The sequence below is a fragment of the Halopseudomonas sp. Lyrl_26 genome (assembly GCF_051948695.1).
Taxonomy (GTDB): Bacteria; Pseudomonadota; Gammaproteobacteria; order Pseudomonadales; family Pseudomonadaceae; genus Halopseudomonas; species Halopseudomonas formosensis.
The window spans coordinates 1-22,963 of sequence record NZ_JAYJLH010000021.1; the positions used below are offsets into that span (position 1 = coordinate 1).

The following is a 22,963-nucleotide window of genomic DNA, read 5'->3' on the forward strand; positions in this document are numbered from 1 at the left end:
ATGGGAACCGGAATTTTGATAAAGGTACAGTATCCAACCGTGTCGATATTCTTTCGGAGTTGGATGTTGTTTATAAACGTCGATTTGGCTTTCGCGTAAGTGGTGCTGGCTGGTATGACGATGCCTATCGGCGACTTGATAACGATAACGTTGCAAGTTCAAATCATATGAGCGACGGTGCTCCGGCTCTGGGCCTGGGGAGTACCGCCAAGCGATTTCACCGGGGGCCTTCCGGTGAAATCCTTGATGCGTTCGTCTTTGGTCGGTTCGACGTGGGCAGTATGCCACTTAATATGAGAGCGGGCCGGCATACCGTGATGTGGGGCGAAGCTCTGTTGACACCTTTCCATGGTGTGAACTATGGGCAGGCGCCAGTGGACGTACGTAAGGCACTTTCTGTTCCCGGTACTCGCGCCCAAGAGCTGATGCTACCGCGCAATGCAATTTCAGCCCAATTGCAGGCTACCCCTGATCTGTCGTTGGCAGCGCAGTATTTTCTTGATTGGAAGCCATACCGCCTACCTGAGTCGGGATCTTTCCTCGGTTTTGTCGACATGATGCTCGACGGTGGTGAATCCCTGATATTGCCGTTTGGGCCAGGTCGGGCACTGCGTGGTTCGGATGTGACGCCGGACAAGCGTGGAGACTGGGGGGTATCGGCGCGCTGGAGTCCAGATTGGCTGGATGGCACGCTCGGTCTCTATCATCGTCGGACCGCAAGTATCCAGCCACAAATGCACCTGGATCTCAGCACTTTCCAATATCACATGGTATATCCGGGTGACATCAAGATTTACGGTGTTAGTCTCGCGAAAAATATTGCCGGCATCAGTGTCGGCGCTGAGCTCAGCTACCGTAAAGACATGCCTTTGGAAAGCGATCTGGTGGTACTCCCCGGGTTACCGTCTAGCGGAAATACCTATGGTGCTGTTGGTGACACCTGGCATGGGGTCTTCAACCTGCTGGGGAGTGTTTCACGAACTCCGTTATTCGATGCGGCAAGCTGGTTGGCTGAGTTGCAGTGGAATAGATGGGATAACGTATCGCAAGGAAGAGACCTGTTCAAAGGACGCAGCAGTTATACCGGGATTGATAAAACTACAAAGGACTTCTTCGGATTGGGAGTTCAGTTTACCCCAACCTGGTACCAGGTATATCCGGGGGTAGACCTGACAATGCCGCTTAACGTCAGCGTTGGTCTGAGTGGTAATTCAGCGGTTTCTGCGGGAGGAAATGAAGATGCAGGCTCTTATTCGGTTGGTATAGGGGCGGACGTCCATCAGAAATACCAATTCGACTTGAAATATGTCGACTTCTTCGGCCCGTATCGTACCAGGGATGGAGCAGTTGAAACAGCCAGTGGAATCAACGCTTTGCTGAAGGATCGGGGGTTCGTTTCCTTCACGTTTACCACCGCATTCTAAGAACAATACCAAGAGGAACATAGAATGAGCTTTATAAAAGCCTTTATCGCGAGTGCCTTGGCTATAGCCATTTCCGCCACTGTGCAAGCGGCCGTTACCGCCGAAGAAGCAGAGCAGTTGGGCACCACACTGACTCTGGTCGGCGCAGAAAAAGCAGGAAACGCAGACGGTTCCATTCCTGAGTATACCGGTGGGGTTACAACTCCCCCGGCAGACTACCAAACGGGTAGCGGAATTCTACCGAGCCCCTTTGCTGATGAAAGCCCAGTTTTATCGATCACCTCTGCAAACATGGCGCAATATGCTTCTCAGTTGACTGCTGGGACAAGCGAGTTGTTGAAGCGTTACCCTAATTCATACCGTGTGGATTTGTATCCTACCCATCGTTCGGTTGCATTTCCGGAATATGTATTAGAAAACACGGTAAAGAATGCGACTAGCGCAGAAACAACCAATGGTGGTTTGGGTTTGAAAAACCTCTATGCGGGGTTTCCATTTCCGATCCCATCGACTGGTAATGAAGCAATGTGGAACCATCTGCTCAGCTTCTCTGGACATGCCATCAAGGGAAAATTCGATACAGTAAATGTGAACTCCAATGGCAGAGCAACTCTGTCAACGACTGGTGAAATATTACAAGAGTTTCCCATCTACGATCCAGCCAGAAGCGGTATGTTATCTGGAGCGGATATATATAAAAGAATCAAAATAAACTACACGGCCCCAGCGCGGCGCGCAGGCGAAGCGGTATTGACAATAAATAGTATCGACGAGGTGGAAAATCCCCGTCGGGCTTGGCAATACTTGCCTGGGCAAAGACGGGTCAAGCTTGCCCCTGACGTTTCATATGACACACCAAATCCGGGTTCGGCTGGTATGACCACTTACGATGATTCCTGGATATTCAACGGAGCGATGGATCGATTTGACTTCAAATTGATTGGCAAGAAAGAAATCATCATTCCGTATAACACTTACAAACTGGTCTACTGGAAGAATGCAGATGAGGTGACGACGCCTGATCATCTCAACCCGGATCTGGTTCGTTGGGAGTTACACCGTGTATGGGTTGTCGAGGCGACTCTCAAACCGGGCAAGCGGCATATCTATAGCAAGCGTGTGTTCTATCTGGATGAGGATAGCTGGGTAGCGTTGGCCTCGGATCAATATGATGGCCGTGACCAGTTATACCGTTCGGGCTTCGCTTCCATGGCTCCATCCTATGTTGTGCCAGCGCCTCAAGCCAATACTCAAGTGTTTTACGACTTTATCGCTGGATCGTGGAACATGGTTGGCGTGAACGTCGGCAACTATGGTGGCAACAAGCACGTTGATGCCTTGCCTGATAGTGAGTGGTCCGCTGATGCGCTGGCCGGCTCGGGTATCAGGTAAGCGGTTGATCGTAAGGTGCCGAGTTCAGCGAGTCCGTGGCTCGGCACCCGTTACTTCAGGTGTATCCCCATGTATATATCTAAATCTCTCAGTTGGGCCGTACTTGCCTTGGCGGTGCTTGTGACGCCGAGTTTCAGCTATGCAGCAGGCTTCAATGATCCTCTTGACCAAGCGGCCTTTCCCAGTGAGCTGGCCAGTCAGAATCTGTTGTTGTCGGTAACCGAGGCAGGTAATCGACTCGTTGCGGTTGGGCAGCGGGGGCACATTATTTATTCAGATGACCAGGGTGGTAGCTGGAAGCAGGCCACGGTGCCGGTGAGCACGGATCTGACTGCGGTATGTTTTGTTGATGCCACTACCGGTTGGGCGGTGGGACACGACGGAGTGATTCTACACAGCCGTGACAGCGGTGTGAGCTGGAGCAAGCAACTTGATGGTCGCCAGGCCAATACGTTGTTGGTGGATGATCTTACCCAAAAAGTGGCTGATGGAAATGATGTAGAGCGCATGCAGCGCCTGTTAGCCGAGGCAATATATTACCGCGACTCAGGTCCAGATAAGCCATTTCTCGATGTCTGGTTCAGTGATGCTCAAACGGGATATGCCGTTGGTGCATATAACCTCATTTTTTATACTGAGGATGGCGGCCAGAATTGGCAGCCGTGGTTCGACCGAACTGACAATCCATATTACCTTCACTTCAATGCCATCAGTGGTGATGGTGATCAAGTATACATTGTTGGAGAAAGGGGCCTATTCCTCAGTCTGGATAAAGTGACTCAGCGTTTTATCGCAAAGAACACGCCTTATTCGGGAAGCTTCTTTTCCTTGGCTGTTACACCAAACAGTACGCTGGTCTTGGGTATGCGCGGTAATGCTTACCGCACCATGGATGAGGGTATGACTTGGCACAAGCTCGAAACAGGTGTGCATTCCGGACTTTCTGGCGCAACGGTTCTGAACGATGGGAGGGTTGTCGTTGTAAGCCAGGGCGGCCAGGCGCTGCTCAGTACCAATCATGGTCTTACGTTTGAGAGCCTGACTGCTGTGCAGGCCATGCCCTTCGCTGATGTATCCCAGGTTGGTGCGAGCCATATCGCGGTAGTTGGTACGCAGGGCGTACGAATTGAACCCCTGCGCTGATGGTCAGTGCATTGAACTGAGCCAGTTATATCTACTATCGAAGGTGCCAGAAGAAGCTGGTAGCAGATGCGCAACGATAATAAAACGAGGAGAGGCAAAATGGCCGCTGGTAGTAACCGGGTAGATGCGATGCCGGTATTTAGCGACATCAAAAAATTTGATCACAGATCCGGTAATTGGCTAGAAAGGCTGATCTTCAATCACCGTCTGCTAATGGTGGCGTTCTGCGCTGTACTTACTGTGCTCCTCGGGTTGCAGGCGCTGAAGCTTGAGGTCAATGCCGGATTCGAGAAGATGCTTCCTCAGGGGCACCCATACATCCAGAATTACCTCGAGAATCAGGACGAGCTTCGGGGCTTGGGCAATGCCATTCGGGTGGTGGTCGAGAATGTCGATGGCGATATCTTTGATCCCGAATATCTCGAGCTGCTTCGGCAGGTCAACGATGAGCTGTTTCTGACGCCTGGGGTTGACCGAGCCTGGATGAAATCCCTGTGGACGCCTGCCGTGCGTTGGACGGAGGTTACCGAGGAGGGTTTCAGCGGCGGACCGGTGATGCCCGATGCTTACGATGGTTCGGTGCAGTCTGTCGACGAACTGAAACTGAATATTGCACGATCCGGGATCGTAGGTCAGCTGGTTGCCAATAATTTCAAATCAAGCATGATCTTCGTGCCGCTCATCGAGAGGAATCCACAAACCGGTGAGCGACTCGATTATTCGGAGCTGTCCCGAGTGCTTGAGGAGAATATACGCACAAAATTCGAACAGATACATCCGGGTGAGGAGATCAGGGTCAGGATTCACATCATAGGTTTTGCGAAACTTGTTGGTGACCTGCTTGACGGTCTGACCTCGATCATGAGCTTCTTCCTCGTGGCAGCTATCATCGTAGCAGGCCTGATTTACGCTTATAACCGATGTGTTAGAAGTACGCTCATGGTGCTTGTCTGTTCAATTACAGCGGTAATATGGCAACTTGGTATCATCCGGCAACTTGGTTTCGAGCTGGACCCCTATACGGTGCTGGTGCCATTTCTGATCTTTGCCATTGCGATCAGCCATGGCGCGCAGAAGATGAACGGGATCTTACAGGATGTTGGACGCGGCACGCACAAGCTGGTCGCTGCTCGTTATACCTTCCGCCGTCTGTTCCTTGCGGGGCTGACAGCATTGCTGTCGGACGCCGTCGGTTTCGCTGTTTTGATGGTGATCGATATTCCGGTGATCAGGGACCTGGCTTTGACCGCGACTGTCGGTATCGCCGTGCTGATTATTACCAACCTGCTGCTGTTACCCGTGTTGCTTTCCTTTATCGGGGTCAGTCCCAAGGCCGCCGCACGAAGCCTGAAGGCGATGGAAGACGCTTCCGCCAACCGGGGATGGAAGCTTTGGATCCTGCTCAACCGTTTCACTGAACGCCGTTGGGCAACAGCAGCTATTGTTGTCGCGGTGTCGTTGACTGTTATGGGTTTGTGGATCAGCCGGGACTTGCAGATTGGTGATCTGGATGCTGGTGCACCGGAATTGCGCCCTGACTCACAGTACAATCGTGATAACGCTTATGTGACGGCCAACTACGCTCTTTCGAGCGACCTGTTTGCGGTGATAGTGAAAACACCTGCCGAAGGCTGCCTTGAATACGAGAGTCTGGTGGAAGCTGACCGATTGTCTTGGCAGTTACGGCAGCTACCAGGGGTACAAACAACGACCTCATTGGTTGACGCGGTACGACAGGTCACGGCAGGTTCTTATGAAGGCAATCTGAAGTGGCTGACTATCAACCGTAATCAGGACGTTCTCAATTATGGTGCTCAGCAGGCAGCAGTGAATAATCCGGCTTTGTTCAATAGCGATTGTTCGGTAATGCCTGTCATCGCTTACCTTGCCGACCACAAAGCGGCAACACTTGATCGTGTGGTTGAAACTGCCGCTGCATTTGCCGAGCAACATAGTCGGGAGGATCTGCAGTTTCTGCTCGCTGCGGGAAATGCCGGTGTGGAAGCGGCGACCAACATCGTGGTCAGCAAGACCTGGTACCAGATCATGTTTATGGTTTATGCCGGTGTGGGTCTATTTTGTTTCATTACCTTCCGAAATTGGCGAGCAGTGGTTGTGGCGGTTGTTCCGTTGATGGTGACCTCCGTGCTGTGTGAAGCGCTCATGGTCTTCCTCGGAATAGGCGTAAAAGTGGCAACTCTTCCAGTGATCGCATTGGGGGTCGGTATCGGTGTCGATTACGCACTCTACTTGATATCTGTGCAGTTGGCCCATCAGAAGCAAGGGGTGCCACTGACTGAAGCTTACAGACGAGCAATTCAACTCACTGGCAAGGTCGTTGCCTTGATCGGTGTCACGCTTGCAGCAGGTGTAATCACTTGGGTCTTTTCGCCAATCAAATTCCAAGCCGACATGGGGATCCTTCTGACCTTCATGTTTGTCTGGAATATGGTCGGAGCGCTGATTCTTATTCCCGCCTTGTCACACTTTCTATTGCCAGACATAGGCAGTGATTTACGGGTGCCTATTCAGGATGGTGAGCGACCAGTGGGCAAGTCTGCAAATAAAAAGTCCCAGCAATCCGACACCATAAGAGCCTCCGATTCAACGGTAGAGCCGCAAGTGTCGGGTATATCAGGGTAACTTTCCATTTCGATAAGACAGATATAAATGATGAAAAAAAATATTTTCAAAAACATGACCGCCGCCATTACTGGTGCTGGTTCCGGTATCGGCCAAGCCCTTGCTATTGAGTTGGCTGCGCATGGTGCCCGCCTGGCATTGTCGGATATCAACGAGGAGGCCTTAGCGCAAACCATGGCGCTCCTACCTACCAGTGTCGAGGCGCGGAGCTACAGCCTCGACGTCTCCTCGCGTGAGGCGGTATTTGATTTTGCTGAGAAGGTGCGGCGTGATTTCGGGGTTGTGCACTTCATCGTGAACAATGCTGGTACGTCGGTTCTGGCAACTGTGGAAAATGTGACGCTGGAAGAGATTGAGAGGGTTCTGGCAATCAATCTCTGGGGAGTAATTTACGGTACCAAGGCCTTCCTGCCGATCATGCTTGAGCAGGGGGAGGGTTGCATTGTAAATATTTCAAGTGTGTTCGGGCTTGTCGCCACCCCTTGCTCGGTGGCCTACACAATTTCCAAGTTCGGAGTGCGGGGCCTGACCGAAACGCTGTGGCAGGAGCTGGACGGCACTGGCGTGCGTGCGGTGCTGGTGCATCCCGGCGGCATCAAAACCAATATCAGCAATGCATCCGAAATCTATCATAGTGGTGAATTTGAGCAGCGTGTGGCTGAAGCCAATGTACGGCAGATGATCACGCCACCGGATGTGTGTGCTCGCGAGATACTAGCAGGCTTAACTCGTGGCGATAAGCGGCTTCTGGTAGGCAATGGTGCACGCGCACTTCATCGCGTTTCCCGCTTGTTTCCAGATAGTTACGGCAAGCTTGTACGACGCAAGCTCGGTCTGTGAAGAGTGTCGTCTGCTAACTCGGCCGACATCATCATGAGAATAAAGTGCTAACAGGAGTTATGTCTTGAGTACCTACACTGCCCCATTAGAAGAAATTCGCTTTGTTCTCAATGAACTGGCGGATATCGAACGCGTTGTTCAAGTTCCAGATGCTGTTTCACTGGCTGACCCGGGGTTGACCGATGCGGTTCTGTTAGAGGCGGCGCGCTTCGCTGAAGAAGTGCTGGCCCCGCTGAATACGGTTGGCGATCAGCAGGGGCTGCAATGGAGCCCTCAGGGAGTAAAAACGCCGGACGGCTATGGTCAGGCCTACCAGCAGTTTATCGAGGCAGAGTGGAACAAGCTGGCTTTGCCTGCCGAGTATGGTGGGCAGGGGCTGCCAATGTTGTTGTGCACTGCAGTACGTGAGACCTTTGTTGCGGCCAACAAGGCATTCTGCATGCTACCAGAACTTACCTCGACTGCTATCGAGGCCTTGATGCATGCAGCCGATGAGTCGTTGAAGGCCATGTACGTGCCAAACCTCGTGAATGGAAAATGGTCGGCGACCATGAATCTCACTGAGCCCCAGGCCGGTTCAGATGTGGGAGCGCTGCGTGCACGAGCGCTGCCACAGCCAGACGGTAGCTATCGTTTGTTCGGACAGAAGATTTTCATCAGTTTTGGAGAGCATGATCTGACCGAAAATATCGTGCACCTCGTTCTTGCGCGCACACCTGAGGCGCCCGAGGGATCCAAGGGTATTTCATTGTTCCTGGTGCCGAAGTTTCTGTCTGGCAGCCCAGCACTGCGCAATGATGTTGTCTGTGCAGGTATTGAGCACAAGCTTGGAAACCATGGAAGTCCTACTTGCACTCTCATCTATGGAGAAGCAGGCGACGGCGCAGTTGGCTGGTTGGTAGGTGCAGAAAACAAGGGCCTCCAGCATATGTTTGTCATGATGAATGCGGCGCGTTTCAATGTGGGTCTGGAAGGCGTTGCGTTGAGTGAGCGGGCGTACCAGCAGGCGCTGGCCTATGCTCGGGAACGTGTGCAGGGAAGGGCACCAGGGGATATAGAGCCGGGGCCTATCATCAGACACCCGGACGTGCGCCGTATGCTGCTGTCGATGCGCAGTCAGACTGAGGCAATGCGTGCTCTGGCTTACTTGATTGCCAGTGCTCACGATCTGTCCGAAGGGCATCCGGACAAGGAGGTTCGGCGCGAGCGTCAGGCTTTTGTGGAACTCATGATACCTGTCTTCAAAGGATGGGCAACCGAGACCGCTGTGGAGGTTACTCGGCTTTCGATGCAGATCCATGGCGGTGTGGGTTACATCAATGAAAGTGGCGCCTCGCAACCGCTACGGGATGTTTTGATCTGCCCGATATATGAAGGGACGACTGGCATCCAGGCCAATGACTTCGTCTTCAGGAAAGTCGTACGTGACGGGGGCAGTGCTTTGCATGCCTGGATATCCGAGATGAGAACGACTCTTCAGAAGCTTGCCACGGTGGGTAATGGCGAACTGGATGGGGTTGAGCAAATGCTCCGCACCGGCATCGACTCCCTGGAGCAGGCCTCCAATTGGGTTGTGGATATTTATCCAACCCGCGAGTTGGAAGTTCTTGCCGTCGCTACTCCCTTTCTGCGCTTGGCAGGCATAGTCGCTGGCGGTTGGCAGATGGCGCGCGCTGCCTTGGCGGCACAGCGGCTACTGAAGCGCGGTGCCGGTAATGCAGCCTTCCTGAATGCCAAGCTCGCGAGTGCCAACTTCTATGCAATGCACACTTTGTCTCAGGCGCCGGGGCTGGCACACACTGTTGTAGCCGGTGGTGGAATGGTAGTGGCAATGGATGAAGATGCCGCTTTTTGAATATATCGTGAACGAGTCGAAGGCTGCATATCTAGTGTGGAATCGCTGATATCCAGGAAGGAAATACATTGATGAAGCATCTGTCAGTTCGTTTGAAACTTTATTTCCTGGTCTGCTGTTCGGCGGCAGCACTGGTGATGGTGGCTGTTTGTGGTTGGTGGAGCATCCAGACGCTCAGCGAGGCGCTTGATATCATCGGTGACCGCAGGTTACCGGCGGTCACTGCCTTGACGAGCATGCATACTGCTCGTCTCGAGTCAGCCAAGGCGATGCAGGATGCGCTGGCTTTTCGACCAGACCAGTACAATGATGTCCCAGTTAAGGATGACCTCATCACTGAGGTTCGTTGGCTGTTCGGCGAAACGCTTGCGCTTGCTGAGCAGGCCAATACAGAAGGTGAGAGCGCATTTGCAGCTTATGATGCGCTTCCGAAGAGTGATGAGGAGCAGGAACTGTGGGCGCAGGTGAGTCCTGTCTGGCAGGATTATTTGAGTATCGATGCTCGGCAGATGGAGCTGACCAAAGCATTGACCCGGGTAACCGACTGGGAATTTCTGATCAGCGACTATTCAGTATTCGCATCCAATACTGTTCAGTGGAGTGCCGTGGTGGATCAGCTCACTCCGCTTCTTAAAGAACTGAGTACCCTCAATATCGACTCGGCCCAAGCTGCGCAGCAGGCAGGCGAAGTGATGGTCACGCGAACCAGAGCGCTTATGCTGGTGATCATCAGCGTGGCATTGTTGATCGTTTGCGCTCTTGGCATGCTCGTCGCACGCAGCATCATTACATCGTTATTGGCTATCCGCACTGCGATTGCCCGAGTCTCCGACAGTAATGATTTTACGCTACGGGCAGAACTCGGTGGGCGAGACGAATTGGCCCAGACGGTTACGGCTTTCAACCTGCTACTTGAGAACGTCCAGGGATCGCTTCAGGCAGTAGTGACTTCTACAGAAACAGTGAATAATGCTGCTGATCAGGTCTTGTCGGTCTCTCGCGAAGTCTCGGAATCAGCCAGCAAGCAAAGGGAATCGGCTAGTGCAATGTCCGTCGTTTCCGAGCAGTTGGTGGCAAGTATTGGCCGTATTGCCAACAACTGCGTATTCCGGCGAGCGTGACCGGTCATTCCGGGCATCGTGACCGGTTTGCACACGGCCATCGCGCTGGAGTGGGTTTTGTACTTTAAGCGGTCACGATAGGTCAACTGCCGCCGGTGTTTCAGCCCTGGTTTTTCTCAGTGATTCCCCCTTCAGATTGAGTCGGTGGGCACCGTGGAGGAGCCGGTCCAGGATGGCGTCGGCCAGCGTGGCGGAGCCGATGTAGTCATGCCAGTGCTCGGTCGGCAGCTGACTGGCTATCAGAGTTGAGCCCCGGCCATGCCGGTCTTCGATGACCTCCATCAGGTCCTGTCGCTGCTGCGCGGTCACCTTCTGCATGCCCCAGTCATCCAGGATTAACAGGTCGGTTTTCAGTAGCTGGGAAGCGTCTGCGCGCTCTCTAGATGCCAGTACTGCGGCTGAGGAGGGAGCTGAAAACGTGGCTCAAACCGCCGGTGCGATGGAGCTTATCGCGCAGGAGATTACCCAGGCTGGGCAGGCTGTTGGTGATCTGGGACGTGAATCGGCGCGTATATCAAAGGTGGTTGAAGTAATCAAGGAAGTTGCGGAGCAGACGAACCTGCTGGCGCTCAATGCGGCTATTGAGGCAGCAAGGGCAGGGGCGCAGGGGAGGGGGTTCGCAGTGGTTGCTGACGAGGTGCGCAAACTTGCTGAGCGAACCACCAGTTCAGTGCAAGACATCAGCCAGACCGTTGCAACCATGCAGAGCTCAACTGATAGCACGGTCAATTCTGTGGAAGCTGTTGTGGTACGGGCGCAAAGAGGCCAGGCATTATCCGAACAGGCTGCTGCGCGGATTGGTCAAATCCGCGATAGCGTACGCCAGGCAACTGTCTCGGTGGCCGATGTCTCAACAGCACTGAGTGAGCAGGGGCAAGCAGCCAAGGATATTTCCCAGCATGTTGAAGCCATTGCACACGCCAGTGACGCTTCCTGTGTTATCGGGGAACGCACGGCAAATGTGTCACGCGATCTGGAGGATGCGGCTAATGCACTACGTGAGAGTGTAGGGCGTTTCAAAGTATGAAAGATTATGCACTTGCGTTGTGTCTGCCAAGCCAAGCCAGGCAGCATGGAGCAGGCAAGAAGTAGGTAGCCGCAGCGCGATTGTTACGCTATGTGATATTGATATCAGCGCTCATGGTAGAGCTTGTGCAACAGTCTGAGCAGCGTAGCGCGCTCTTCGTCGTCCAGGGCACTGGTAGACTCGATGTCACCCTCAAGCGCCTTCTGCCTCAACTCTTTCAACAGCTGCTCCCCCTGCTTGCTCAGAAATATACCGTAGGAGCGCTTGTCTGGCTTGCAGCGTACCCGTACCGCCAGAGCGCGGGATTCCAACTTGTTCAGTAGCGGCACCAATTGTGGCGGTTCGATGGCGAGGGCACGAGCAAGATCCGCCTGCATCAGGCCGGGGTTCTGGTCGATGATGGCCATGGCGGAAAACTGCGCGGGACGCAGATCATAATCTGCCAGTTTATTTACAGTATGCTGAAACAGCTTCAGCTGGGCGCGTCGCATCGCATAGCCCACCAGAGAGTCGAGGTAATCGGCTTGCTGGGGAGCAGAATCAGAGTCTGGTAGTTCCAAAGAAGGCGTTTTTTCTAGCTTGGGCATGAAGTTGTTTTTGCCTTGGGGAGTGTAGAAAGTGCTGCATGTTCCGGCTTATACCCTGTCTTCACCTGTGACCTGAAAACCGTCATGGTTGCATATCCTGCGCTTTCAGTGTCTGGCGCATTCGGGGGTTATGGTATCGCTCAACAATAAAAATACTAGTCCCATGACGGGTTTTCAGAAGCAGCTGTGCTCCAGTTTTAAGCGCTATCTAGCTCAGCGACTCCACCCCGATCTCGTCCCAGACCGACGCGGCCAGATGGAAGGCTGCATTGGCTGCCGGGATACCGCAGTAGATAGCACTGTGCATCAGTAATTCCTTGATTTCATCCCGTGTCACCCCATTGTTGCGTGCAGCCTTGAGGTGCATCTGCAACTCTTCAGCATGGTTCATTCCGATCAGCATAGCGATGGTGATCAGACTACGGGTGTGCCGGGGTAACCCGGGGCGTGTCCAGATATCCCCCCAGGCATGGCGGGTGATCATTTCCTGAAACTCTTCGTTGAAGGGGGTCAGGCTGGCCAGACTTCGATCCACATGGGTGTCACCCAGTACCGCACGGCGAACCTGCATACCTTCGGCATAACGCTGTTTCTCATCCATCATTCTACTCCTCCTTCAAATAGGCTGTGTTCATGGCAGGCCTGTTCAACCCAGCGACGGGCTTGCCCGGTGTAGTTGGCTGGATCCAACAGGTTATCAATATTGGCGATGGACAGGTGTCGAATCACTTCTGGCTGGGCTATCAGCATTAGTCGCAGATGCTGGCCTGACTCGGCGGCCTGACGACAACATTGTTCCAGCAACTCATGGGCACGATGGCGGCCAAGGTGGGGGGCTAGTGCCACACTGACGGGCTCGGCCAGGATCAGGCCAAGCGTCAGTTCAAGGTTGCTGGCCATGCGCTGGGGATCCACTTCCAGCCCGTCGACCAGTTGGCTGACCTGGTGCAGGGCTCCGGATGTCAGGCAGCAGAGTTCCGGCAGGGTGTCCCACTCGGCGTGCCACAATCCCAGGCTGCGTTCATGCTCCTGGGGCATGGCTGACAACAGCGTGGCGACCAGACCGGGTGCCCGGGTGGCGGCGCTGATCAGTACTGCCGCTCCTACCGGGTTGCGCTTGTGTGGCATGGTCGAGGAGCCACCCTTACCCGGTGCGCTGGGTTCGAACAACTCGGCTACCTCGGTCTGCATCAGCAGGCTGATGTCTCGACCGAGCTTGCCGAGGCTGCCTGTCAGACTGCCCAGCCAGCTGGCCAGTTCCGTCAGACGGTCACGCTGGGTATGCCAGGGTTGCTCGGGGAGCGCCAGTTGCAGCTCTTCGGCCAGCGCCTGGGAGGTTGGCCAGGCGGCGTCACCCAGTGCGGCCAGAGTGGCCGGAAGCACCACCGAGTTGCAGGCACAGCAGACGGCTCTTGAGCTGCGCCAGTCGCTGACGGTGGCGGGTTATCGCACCCAGCCAGCCTGCTGCTTTCATGCCCAGAGTGACGGGAGTGGCGTGCTGCAGCCAGGTTCTACCGACCATGAACGTATTAGCGTGCTCCTGCGCTGTTCGTGCCAGAGCGTTGGCCACTGTGGATAGCTGCTGTTCCAACAGCCGGATTGCTTGTCGCAATTGTAGTACCAGCCCGGTGTCCATGACATCCTGACTGGTGGCGCCCAGGTGCAGATAGCGTTCTGTCTCTGGATCTTCCTGAGCGATATGTTGGCCTAGTTGTTTGATCAAGGGGATGGCTGGGTTGCCAGCCAGGATGATGGCTTCGGCCAGCTCATCAAGGTTGAAGGCCTGGGCCTGACAGTGACTAGCTATGGTTTCGGCCGCTGTCTCTGGTACCAGACCCACCCGCATTTGGGCGCGGGCCAGGGCAGCTTCGAAATCCAGCATACCCTGCACCCGTTGCCGGTCAGAAAATACCGCACGCATGTGGCGGAAGCCAAAGTATGGTTCGTGCAGCTGGCTGACTGGCTTATCGTCCACAGCGTGTTCTCCTGCTATCAATAGTCAAAAAAGACGGTTTCCTGCTCGCCCTGTACGCGGATATTGAAACGATAGGTTGTTTCGCTATCCTCACAGCGCTGCGCAACCAGCGTGAGACGGCGCTCCGGCTGCTCGATCAGCTTCAGTACTGGATCCTCGGCATTGATTTCAGCTTCGTCACTGAAGTAGATGCGTGTTTGCAGGTGAATATTGATCCCCCTGGCAAACAGCAGCACGTTGATATGGGGCGCCATGGGTACACCCGCGGCATTATTTACCTGGCCTGGTTTGACCGTGAATAGCTCCCACTCACCGGACTGAAAAACTGTGGCCGAGCGACCGAAGCTGTTGAAATCATTCTCCACACGATAGTCGCTGTGGTAATTGCCGTTGCTGTCGGCCTGCCAAAACTCCAGATAGGCATCGCGGATCAGATGACCATTACCATCGAATACCTGGCCAACCAGGCGAATATGCTTGCCGGATGCGGCTTCGCTGACCAGACGATTGCCGATTTCCAGATCGCGCTCGGGATTGCCCGCTGCCGCCAGCGCCAGACCAATATGTACATAGGGCCCTGCGGTCTGGGACGGGGTTTCTGCCAATAGTTCCTGATTCATCAGCCTGGCTCCTGGCGATTCTCAAAGTGGGTCTGACGCTGGCCGCGCAGCACTATGTCAAAACGATAGGCCAGAGCATCCATGGGGTTGGCCATGCTCATATCCAGACGTGCCACCAGCGATTGCGCGCTATCGATATCCAGCGTACGAATAATCGGGCACAGGGGGATCAGCGGATCGCCTTCAAAATACAGCTGGGTAACCAAACGAGTCGCGATCGCCGGGCCGCTGATGGCAAAATGGATATGCGCTGGCCTCCAGTCGTTCGGCCCGTTGCGCCAAGGGTAAGGGCCCGGCTTGACGGTGCGGAACATGTAGCAACCATCATGGTCAGTAAGGGCGCGTCCGACGCCGCCAAAGTTCGGATCGAGCGGTGCCAGATACTGGTCGTTCTTGTGGCGATAGCGACCGCCGGCGTTGGCCTGCCAGATTTCCACCAGAGTATGGGGTACCGGCTTACCATATTGGTCAATGACCCGCCCGTGGATCAATATACGTTCGCCAACGGGCAGGGCGCCGGTATTGAAATTGAGCAGCAGGTCATTGTCGTTCTTGCCAAACTGCAGATGGCTGAAGTCCGGCCCGGTGACCTCTGAAACAGATTGGGGGATGCTCACCAGTGCCTGACTGGGTGAGCGGGTAATTGAAGTCTTGTAAGCGGGGAAATAGGCTTTTGGATGCCGCTGGTTGCGGTCACGCATGACGAAGCGGCTTGATTCTGTGCTGGACATGGTTACTCCTCTTGTTTGTGGGCATTCTGACCAGAGGAGCCATGCCTGGCTAATGAAATCATCAGCTCCATGTATAACCTGATGGTTATGTAGGGGTGCTATTTCCCGTGAGCTCCCGCAGTGCGTCGAGGCACCACTGAGCGGGCAGTGACTGGCTGGTGGCTGGATTGCTACATACTCCAACCGAACCACCCAAGGTATGGCCATCAAGCTCCAGGGACTTCAGATTGCCCTGTTCCAGGTCGCCATGAATGGCATCACGGGGCGCTATCCAGACCGCGTGGGCGCACAGGGTATAGCTGCGTGCCAGAGTGTTGGACAACGTTTCAAGGCAAGTAGCTGGTAACCCAGCCCCTGATTGCAGGAGCAGACTGTCGGCATGCTGGCGAATGGTTGTGTCGGGTAGTGGCAGAACCATGGGGTAATCTGACAATCGGCCTGGCAGAAGCTCAGGAGGGCATCCTAGCAGTGGGTGCTGGGTGTGCACGACCACCTTGAGCGCGTCGCCGTACAGATGTTCGAAATGCAGACCTGCCAGATGCGGGCTGTCGCTCAGCCGGCCCACCACCAGATCCAGTTCTGCACTACGTAACAAGCCCAGCAGGTAGGCTGCTGGGCCTCCCAGCACGCTGATCCGGAGCCCCAGGTGGCGGCTATGCAGCAGGTGGATCATTTTTGGCACTAACTGCGTCTCGACCGAGGATAGAGCGCCCAGACGCAATTCACCCGCCTTATACTCATCTGTCCGCAGACTCTGGATGCCCCGCCGTAACGCCTGCATGCTCGGGCCAGCAACATGCAGGAATGCATTACCCGCATCGGTCAGCGTCACCCCTTGTCGTCCACGCTCGAACAGCTTGCTGTCTAGCGAATCCTCAAGCTCCCGTAGGGTCTTGGACACAGCTGGCTGGCTGATGGCCAGAGCATCCGCTGCGCGCTGAATACTGCCTTGGCGGGCCACCTCAAGAAAGCAATTCAGATGGCGTAACTTGATACGATTGTCTGGATTCACTGGTGGGTTTCCTGACCAGAATGCATGCGGAATTGCCGAGGAGGCATGCCGGTGTAACGCTTGAAAAAGCGCGAAAAGTAGGCCGGCTCGGAAAAGCCCAGATTATCTGCCACCTGACTCACCGTCATGCTGGTATAGATCAGACAGCGCTTGGCTTCGAGCAACAGGCGTTGGCTGATTATTTGCAGGGCAGATTGATGACAGAGGCGGCGACACAGTGCATTGAGGTGAGGTGCGCTGACACCCAACCGAGTGGCGTAGCTGTCGATCGACCAGTGCTCCCGGTAATGTTGCTCCAGTAATTGCAGGAACGCGCTCAGGTGCTGCTCACCCCGGTCATGGGGGGCGGTCTGGGCAGTGTCCTTGCGTTGTAGGCGGTGCAGCCAGATCAACAGCACGTGGATCGACGCTGACAGCATCACGTCCCGGCCCTCATTGAGGGCGTTATATTCCTGCCATAACTGATCCAGTACGTTATCCAGGTACTGGCGCTCCGGTATTGTCAGCAAGTGGGCGCTAGCAGTGCTAAAGACCCGCCCGCCGAGCAACCGCCCCAGTTCCTCGACCAGCGGCAGTGCCAGGCTCAGGACATAGCCATCCACATTCCTGGAAAAGCGAAAGCCATGCACACACAGGGCAGGCGTTACCTGGATCACTGGTTGGGAAAAACAGGATTGCTGACCCTCGATTTCCAGCTCGACCTGGCCTTGGCGCACGTAGAGCAACTGTACCAGATCGGCATGCTGATGCGGCTGGATATGCCAGTCGTGCAACTGGCTGCGCTCCGGGATGGACTCCATATGCAGCAGATCCGGGGTTGGCCAGTGGAGGGTTTCCCCATACAGCTTGAATACCGGGACAGGCGTAGCTGAACTCAAAGTGGATCCTCGGAAAGTCCAATTAACTCATCCGATATTGCCTTCTATCACTGTGCTTTACAACGAAATATATAAGAACAACCATAAGCACAAGAGAGCCAAGCACTATGAAAACACAAGTAGCCATCATTGGCGCGGGCCCCAGCGGGCTGCTGCTGGGGCAGTTGCTGCACAAAGCCGGCATCGACAACATCATCATCGAACGCCAGAGTCCAGATTACGTACTAAGCCGTATCCGCGCCGGTGTGCTGGAGCAGGGTATGGTCGATCTGCTGCACGAAGCCGGTGTGAGTGAGCGGATGGAGCAGGAGGGTATAGTACATGACGGATTTGAAATGGCTTTTGCTGGGCGACGTGTACGCATCGACCTGAAGCAGCTGACCGGCGGCAAGACAGTGACCGTCTACGGTCAGACAGAAGTGACCCGCGATCTGATGCAGGCCCGCGAAGCCAGTGGCCAGATCACTCTCTATACGGTGCCAGATGTGGCATTGCACGACCTCAAGGGTGAGAACCCGAAGCTGACCTTTACCCATAATGGTGAGCAGGTACAGCTTGAGTGCGATTATATTGCCGGTTGTGATGGCTTCCACGGCGTGGCCCGCCAATCCATTCCAGAAGACTCAATCAAGACCTTCGAGCGGGTCTACCCGTTCGGCTGGCTCGGCATCCTGGCGGATACACCACCGGTCAGTGAAGAGCTGATCTATGCCAGCCATGAACGGGGCTTTGCCCTATGCAGTATGCGTTCGCCCACCCGTACCCGCTACTATTTGCAAGTCAGTCTGGATGAGAAGGTTGAGGACTGGAGTGATGAGCGCTTCTGGGAGGAACTCAAGCGCCGTCTGCCAGCTGATACCGCGGCCAAACTGGTAACCGGCCCGTCAATCGAGAAAAGTATCGCACCACTGCGCAGTTTTGTGGCTGAGCCCATGCAGTATGGTCGCTTGTTCCTGGTCGGTGATGCAGCCCACATTGTTCCGCCGACCGGTGCCAAGGGGCTGAATCTGGCAGCCAGCGACGTCAGTACCTTGTACCGGATTATGTGCAAGGTCTACCAGGAAGGGCGTACCGATCTGCTGGAACGCTACTCGGAAATCTGCTTAAAACGGATATGGAAAGCCGAGCGTTTTTCCTGGTGGATGACCTCCATCCTGCATACCTTCCCTGATTCTGACGACTTCAGTCAGCGGATCCAGAGCAGTGAACTGGACTACTACGTCCACTCCGATGCAGGCCTCACCACCATTGCCGAGAACTACGTGGGTTTGCCTTACGAGCCTATTGACTAAGCAGGTCGTGGCGGCATGATTGAGGTCCCTGGGGTTCCCTCTTCTTTCGCGTTGCTATGGCGATGCATGTGTTGGCCAGTCGCCTGAATGAGCAGGCCAGGTCAAAGGGTGCTGCGCAAAATGATCGCCACGAGTGAGTTGGCGGCTGGCGAGCAGTTGATGGAAGCCGCCACAGCAGAAGGCTTTGATATGTCGCGCAGGCCGGTGCGAATGGCTTTTCGTATGTTTGAATAGGAATGCCTGCTGGTGCGATGCGGCGGTGGGGGGTTAAGTCCGCTCGATGAGCCCCAGCGACATCACCGGCGCGGCAGAAGAGCGCGGCGGCGTGCTCGAAGGCCTGGTAGCGCGCCAGAGCGCATGGCGCGACGCCAAGCGTCTGCATCATGGTAGCTGCTGTGCGCCGCAGGTGGTGGGGCGTCCACATACGTTGGGCTCGCACGCCCAATATTAGCTGTAGGGCATCCTAAAATCTGGCTCTGACCTGCCAACCGACATTCTCGTGCGCCTCCTATAAAGCTAAGCGTCCCACTTTTCTCGGCCTTGCCTTGGTGCGTTTCAAAGTGGTTGTTGGTCAGCGTGCTCCACCACCTCAAACAACTCCCCCACCTGAATATCCAAGTACCGACACAGCTGGTCGATTACATCCAGCTCCACCCGCGTTGCGGTTTCATTGTACAGCCGGTGCAGAGTATTCCGGTTGATACCTGTGTCACGGGCCACTTCAGCAATTTTTTGCTTCCGCTCGCCCAAGATTCTAGAAAGGTGGCATTTGATCATAAAGCCTCTCTTTGGTGCAAAAAGACCCGCAGCAGTGAATAAGTGCTTGCAATAGGTTTTGTGTGTGCTAAATTTTCTCCTGTAGGTCATTTGATTCTTCTGAAGAGAAAAAAGCGAGGAAAGCATTATGGCACATACCTATCTGATTACTGAAGAGCTGTCGGCTCGGATTAAGTATGACGTTCGCACCATCCGCCAATGCCTGAAGGATGCGGTTCTGCATGATGGGGTTCATTACATTCGCCCCTTTGGAGGACGGAAAATCCTGTTCATCTGGGAGCGGGTCGAAGAAACGATGCTGCAAGGCGATGCCGCGCATCAGATCATTAAGAATCTGCAATAAAGGAGGCTGCCATGGGTAGCGTGAACGTACGAGATGGTCGCCTTTATCTGGATTTCCGGTATCGCAGTGTGCGTTGCCGGGAACATACCAAATTGAGTGATTCGCCTGCCAACCGCAAGGCGTTGGCAGCGGTGCTGGCGAGACTTGAGCTGGAGATTCAGCGCGGTACTTTTGATTACGGCAAGCATTTTCCGGAGAGCCCAAAAGTTGAGCACTTCCGGCAGATTGAGCAACTGGTTCAGCAGAAGGCGGTGGGCGGAAAAATGCTGTTCGAGGTATTTGCGAATCTGTGGTTGGAGGAGAAATGTGCAGAATGGCGCCTCAGTCACATAGAGACAATCGAAGGCATTCTGCGTTGTCACTTGGTGCCGTACTATCGGGGTAACCCCATAGGTGTCATCAGCAAAGGCGACATCATGGCTTTACGTGGCCAGTTGTGCCAAGCAGATGCGGAGACGGGGAAACAGCTCTCAGCCTCACGGGTCAACCACATCATGACGGCGCTGCGCATGATATTAAATGAAGCGGCTGAGCGTTTCGGGTATGAATCGCCGTGGCGCAATATCAAGGCATTGCCGATGCCCAGAGCAGACATCCAGCCGTTCACGCTGAAAGAGGTTCGGTTGATCATTGATAATGTGCGCGCAGACTTTCGTTCCTACTACCTGGTGCGGTTCTTTACTGGCATGCGTACCGGGGAAATCGACGGCCTGACATGGGATAACGTCGACTTTGGCTCACGGCAGATCCACATTCGCCAGGCCTTGGTTCGTGGCCAGATTGAAAAGACCAAAACGGCGAGTTCGTACCGGACATTGGCTATGTCGCAGGTGGTTTACGATGGTCTGTATGAACAGTGGAAGCGGTCTGATGAAAAGAACCGCTTTGTATTCACCGCCAGGAATGGCCAGCCGCTGAACCACCGAAATGTAACGCGCCGCGTTTGGTATCCCTTGCTGGAATATCTCGGATTGGGGAAGCGTAACCCTTATCAGTCCAGACACACGGCTGCGACACTCTGGCTGGCGGCAGGAGAAAACCCGGAGTGGATTGCCAGGCAGCTGGGCCATGCGAATACAAGCATGCTGTTCCGCGTGTATTCACGTTACATCCCTAACCTGATCAGACAGGACGGTAGTGCGTTTGAGCAATTGCTGGATCAAGTGTAGTGGTCAACTGATTCCGGACACGGATTTAAGTTTTTCTTCCGCCAGCGCCGGAGCAATTCCGCCATTGAAGGCATGCGGTCGCAAAGTGTTGTAATACCCCATCAGATAACTGCTGATATCCCTCCGAGCTGCCGCCAGACTCTGATAGCCCATCGCCGGCATCCACTCTGTCTTCAGGCTCCGGAACAGGCGCTCCATTGGCGCGTTGTCCCAGCAATTCCCTCGGCGGCTCATGCTCTGCATCATGCGGTAGCGCCAGAGCCGTTGCCGGAACTTGCGGCTGACATACTGAGACCCCTGATCAGAATGGAACATGACCTTCTCCGGACGTCCTCGCTGCTCCCAGGCATTCTCCAGAGCCTGAACCACCAAGTCTGCATCTGCGGTGTCAGACATCGCCCAACCGACCACGCGACGGGCACACAGGTCCAGCACCACCGCCAGATAGCTCCAGCGCTGGCCAGTCCAGATATAGGTTATATCACCACACCAGACCTGATCAGGCTGTGACACATCAAACTCGCGATCCAACCGGTTCGGAATGTCCAGCCGCTCCACTGTGGCGCGTTTATAGGTGTGAGGTCCTGGCTGCTTGCAGACCAGACCTAACTCGCCCATCAGTCGGCGTACCTTGAAGCGACCGATCTCAACGCCCTGGTCGTTCAGCAAGCCTTGTATGGTACGACTGCCTGCTGAGCTGCGGCTTTTGTTGAACATCTCGTTAACCCGGGCTCTCAGGGCCACACGCTCAGCATCCACACGCTGTATTCTCTGGCGATGTTCGTAGTAGCACGAACGGTTAATATCAAAGGCTGCGCACACCATGTCGACTGGGGCTTGCTCTCTCAACTGGTCAATCAGCGTGTACGTTTCCAGTCGTCCGACATCAAGAGAGCGGTGGTGAGTTCAACCGGTGAATGCAACATACTGCATTTATCACAAAACTGGGCATGGTGAGTTCAACCGGTGAATGCAACATACTGCATTTATCACAAAACTGGGCATTCACTCATGGCAACGATGAAGGCGCGCGGGTTCTCAGCTTCACAAAAGCGAGAGCTCTGGCTTAGATGGCGAAAAGGACAGTCTCTGAGTGAAATAGGCCGAGCGCTGGGTAAACACGCAGGCTCCATCAGCGGCGTGTTAGCCATTCATGGTGGTATCTCGCCTCCAAATCGGACGCGGTCCGATCTCGTTCTTTCTCTGTCGGAGCGAGAAGAGATTTCGCGGGGATTGTCTGCCGGGCTTTCGCTGCGGCACATAGCCAAATTGATTGACCGATCCGTTTCGACAGTAAGCCGGGAGGTTGGTCGTAACGGTGGTCGCACAAAATATCGTGCAAACACCGCTGATAAAAGAGCATGGGATCAAGCGAAGCGGCCCAAACAGTGTTTGCTGGCTGAAAACCAAGTGCTTCAGCAAGTTGTAGCGAAGAAGCTTCAGCTAGACTGGTCGCCTGAACAAATATCAGGTTGGCTTCAGCGCCAATTCCCGGACGATTCAGCGATGCAGATATCCCACGAAACCATTTACCGCAGCTTATTTGTCCAGGCCAGAGGTGTGCTGAAAAAAGAGCTGGTAAAGCACCTGCGTTCTCGACGAGGGATGCGAAGGTCAAAGCATTCGACCACAGAGGCGACGGAGCGAAAGACAAGTATCGTTGATGCCATCTCTATTCGGGAGCGTCCGGCTGAAGTAGAAGATCGTGCAGTACCCGGCCACTGGGAAGGTGACTTGATCTCGGGCTCTAAGAACTCGCATATTGCCACGCTGGTGGAGCGCCAGTCGCGATTCACAATGCTCGTACAGGTCAACGGAAAAGATACAGAGAGCGTTGTGTCCGCTCTCTGCAGAGAGGTAAACAAACTGCCTGCAGCTCTGAAAAAGACGTTAACCTGGGATCGAGGCGGCGAATTAGGTGGCCACAAAAAATTTACTGTAGCCACTGACGTTCAGGTCTACTTCTGTGACCCCCAGAGTCCTTGGCAGAGAGGCAGCAACGAGAATACCAACCGTTTGCTGCGCCAGTATTTCCCCAAGGGCACAGACTTATCAGGATGGACACAAGCGCAGCTGGATGAAATAGCCTTGCGATTGAATCAACGCCCACGGAAAACGTTGAGATACTTATCAC

General features: G+C 54.6%; 19 protein-coding genes and 4 pseudogenes. 13 read left to right on the plus strand and 10 right to left on the minus strand.

The genetic code is table 11. The features are described from left to right. The 7 genes from VF673_RS14530 to VF673_RS14560 all read left to right on the plus strand — a co-directional run. Positions 1-1,424: DUF1302 domain-containing protein (locus tag VF673_RS14530; RefSeq protein WP_440292452.1), on the plus strand; the 1,424-nt coding region annotated here is incomplete at its 5' end. A 24-nt stretch (positions 1,425-1,448) separates the two neighbouring features. After that, positions 1,449-2,816 (plus strand): DUF1329 domain-containing protein, encoded by a 1,368-nt coding sequence (locus VF673_RS14535; RefSeq protein ID WP_440292453.1) that lies wholly within the window; start codon positions 1,449-1,451, stop codon positions 2,814-2,816. Between the two features lie 69 nt (positions 2,817-2,885). Beyond that, positions 2,886-3,959, plus strand: a complete 1,074-nt coding sequence (locus VF673_RS14540; protein ID WP_440292454.1) for a WD40/YVTN/BNR-like repeat-containing protein — start codon at positions 2,886-2,888, stop codon at positions 3,957-3,959. Between the two features lie 99 nt (positions 3,960-4,058). Further along, positions 4,059-6,602, plus strand: a complete 2,544-nt coding sequence (locus VF673_RS14545) for an efflux RND transporter permease subunit (protein WP_440292455.1) — start codon at positions 4,059-4,061, stop codon at positions 6,600-6,602. 30 nt (positions 6,603-6,632) lie between these two features. After that, positions 6,633-7,442 (plus strand): SDR family NAD(P)-dependent oxidoreductase, encoded by an 810-nt coding sequence (locus VF673_RS14550; protein ID WP_440292456.1) that lies wholly within the window; start codon positions 6,633-6,635, stop codon positions 7,440-7,442. Positions 7,443-7,506: 64 nt separating this feature from the next. Next, entirely contained in the window at positions 7,507-9,297 is a 1,791-nt protein-coding gene (locus VF673_RS14555) for an acyl-CoA dehydrogenase (RefSeq protein ID WP_440292457.1), read from the plus strand. 71 nt (positions 9,298-9,368) lie between these two features. Then, positions 9,369-10,418, plus strand: a complete 1,050-nt coding sequence (locus VF673_RS14560) for a Tar ligand binding domain-containing protein (RefSeq protein ID WP_440292468.1) — start codon at positions 9,369-9,371, stop codon at positions 10,416-10,418. Positions 10,419-10,490: 72 nt separating this feature from the next. Here the strand turns inward: VF673_RS14560 and VF673_RS14565 are convergent. Next, positions 10,491-10,781, minus strand: a pseudogene (locus VF673_RS14565) (ATP-binding protein); the annotation flags it as partial. A 55-nt stretch (positions 10,782-10,836) separates the two neighbouring features. On the opposite strand from VF673_RS14565, the gene VF673_RS14570 reads away from it, so the two are divergent. Further along, a complete protein-coding gene (locus VF673_RS14570; protein WP_440292458.1) occupies positions 10,837-11,445 on the plus strand; it encodes a methyl-accepting chemotaxis protein in 609 nt (202 codons plus the stop codon). A 104-nt stretch (positions 11,446-11,549) separates the two neighbouring features. Here VF673_RS14570 and VF673_RS14575 read toward each other — a convergent pair whose 3' ends face one another. The 7 genes and pseudogenes from VF673_RS14575 to VF673_RS14605 form a co-directional block, all read right to left on the minus strand. Then, on the minus strand, positions 11,550-12,032 hold the full coding sequence (locus tag VF673_RS14575; RefSeq protein WP_440292459.1) for a MarR family winged helix-turn-helix transcriptional regulator: 483 nt from the start codon (positions 12,030-12,032) through the stop codon (positions 11,550-11,552). A gap of 208 nt (positions 12,033-12,240) precedes the next feature. After that, entirely contained in the window at positions 12,241-12,633 is a 393-nt protein-coding gene (gene pcaC / locus VF673_RS14580; RefSeq protein WP_440292469.1) for a 4-carboxymuconolactone decarboxylase, read from the minus strand. Beyond that, positions 12,633-13,953: pseudogene (locus VF673_RS14585) on the minus strand (3-carboxy-cis,cis-muconate cycloisomerase). The gene pcaC and the pseudogene VF673_RS14585 overlap by 1 nt, the downstream one beginning before the upstream one ends. Positions 13,954-14,024: 71 nt before the next feature. Beyond that, on the minus strand, positions 14,025-14,627 hold the full coding sequence (gene pcaG, locus VF673_RS14590) for a protocatechuate 3,4-dioxygenase subunit alpha (RefSeq protein WP_440292460.1): 603 nt from the start codon (positions 14,625-14,627) through the stop codon (positions 14,025-14,027). After that, positions 14,627-15,358: a protocatechuate 3,4-dioxygenase subunit beta gene (pcaH, locus tag VF673_RS14595; RefSeq protein WP_440292461.1), complete on the minus strand. Its 732-nt coding sequence runs from the start codon at positions 15,356-15,358 to the stop codon at positions 14,627-14,629. Before pcaH ends, pcaG begins: the two co-directional genes overlap by 1 nt. Positions 15,359-15,443: 85 nt before the next feature. Further along, positions 15,444-16,370, minus strand: a complete 927-nt coding sequence (pcaQ, locus tag VF673_RS14600; protein WP_440292462.1) for a pca operon transcription factor PcaQ — start codon at positions 16,368-16,370, stop codon at positions 15,444-15,446. Beyond that, on the minus strand, positions 16,367-17,248 hold the full coding sequence (locus VF673_RS14605) for a helix-turn-helix domain-containing protein (protein ID WP_440292463.1): 882 nt from the start codon (positions 17,246-17,248) through the stop codon (positions 16,367-16,369). The genes pcaQ and VF673_RS14605 overlap by 4 nt, the downstream gene beginning before the upstream one ends. Before the next feature lie 107 nt (positions 17,249-17,355). Between VF673_RS14605 and pobA the strand changes: the two genes are divergently transcribed. After that, positions 17,356-18,540 (plus strand): 4-hydroxybenzoate 3-monooxygenase, encoded by a 1,185-nt coding sequence (gene pobA, locus VF673_RS14610; RefSeq protein WP_440292464.1) that lies wholly within the window; start codon positions 17,356-17,358, stop codon positions 18,538-18,540. A gap of 87 nt (positions 18,541-18,627) precedes the next feature. Continuing rightward, a pseudogene (locus VF673_RS14615) lies at positions 18,628-18,904 on the plus strand (GntR family transcriptional regulator); the annotation flags it as partial. Between the two features lie 191 nt (positions 18,905-19,095). Here the strand turns inward: VF673_RS14615 and VF673_RS14620 are convergent. Further along, positions 19,096-19,443 (minus strand): helix-turn-helix domain-containing protein, encoded by a 348-nt coding sequence (locus VF673_RS14620; RefSeq protein ID WP_440292465.1) that lies wholly within the window; start codon positions 19,441-19,443, stop codon positions 19,096-19,098. Between the two features lies 1 nt (position 19,444). Between VF673_RS14620 and VF673_RS14625 the strand changes: the two genes are divergently transcribed. Both VF673_RS14625 and VF673_RS14630 read left to right on the plus strand, forming a co-directional pair. Next, complete coding sequence (locus tag VF673_RS14625) at positions 19,445-19,660, plus strand: hypothetical protein (protein WP_440292466.1); 216 nt, start codon at positions 19,445-19,447, stop codon at positions 19,658-19,660. Between the two features lie 11 nt (positions 19,661-19,671). After that, positions 19,672-20,829 carry a tyrosine-type recombinase/integrase gene (locus VF673_RS14630; protein ID WP_440292467.1) on the plus strand — a complete coding sequence of 386 codons (1,158 nt, stop codon included), beginning with the start codon at positions 19,672-19,674 and terminating at the stop codon, positions 20,827-20,829. A gap of 3 nt (positions 20,830-20,832) precedes the next feature. Here VF673_RS14630 and VF673_RS14635 read toward each other — a convergent pair. Continuing rightward, a pseudogene (locus VF673_RS14635) lies at positions 20,833-21,723 on the minus strand (IS3 family transposase); the annotation flags it as partial. Between the two features lie 126 nt (positions 21,724-21,849). Between VF673_RS14635 and VF673_RS14640 the strand changes: the two are divergent. After that, positions 21,850-22,963, plus strand: a 1,114-nt coding sequence (locus tag VF673_RS14640) for an IS30 family transposase (RefSeq protein ID WP_440292470.1), incomplete at its 3' end; no start/stop codon positions are given.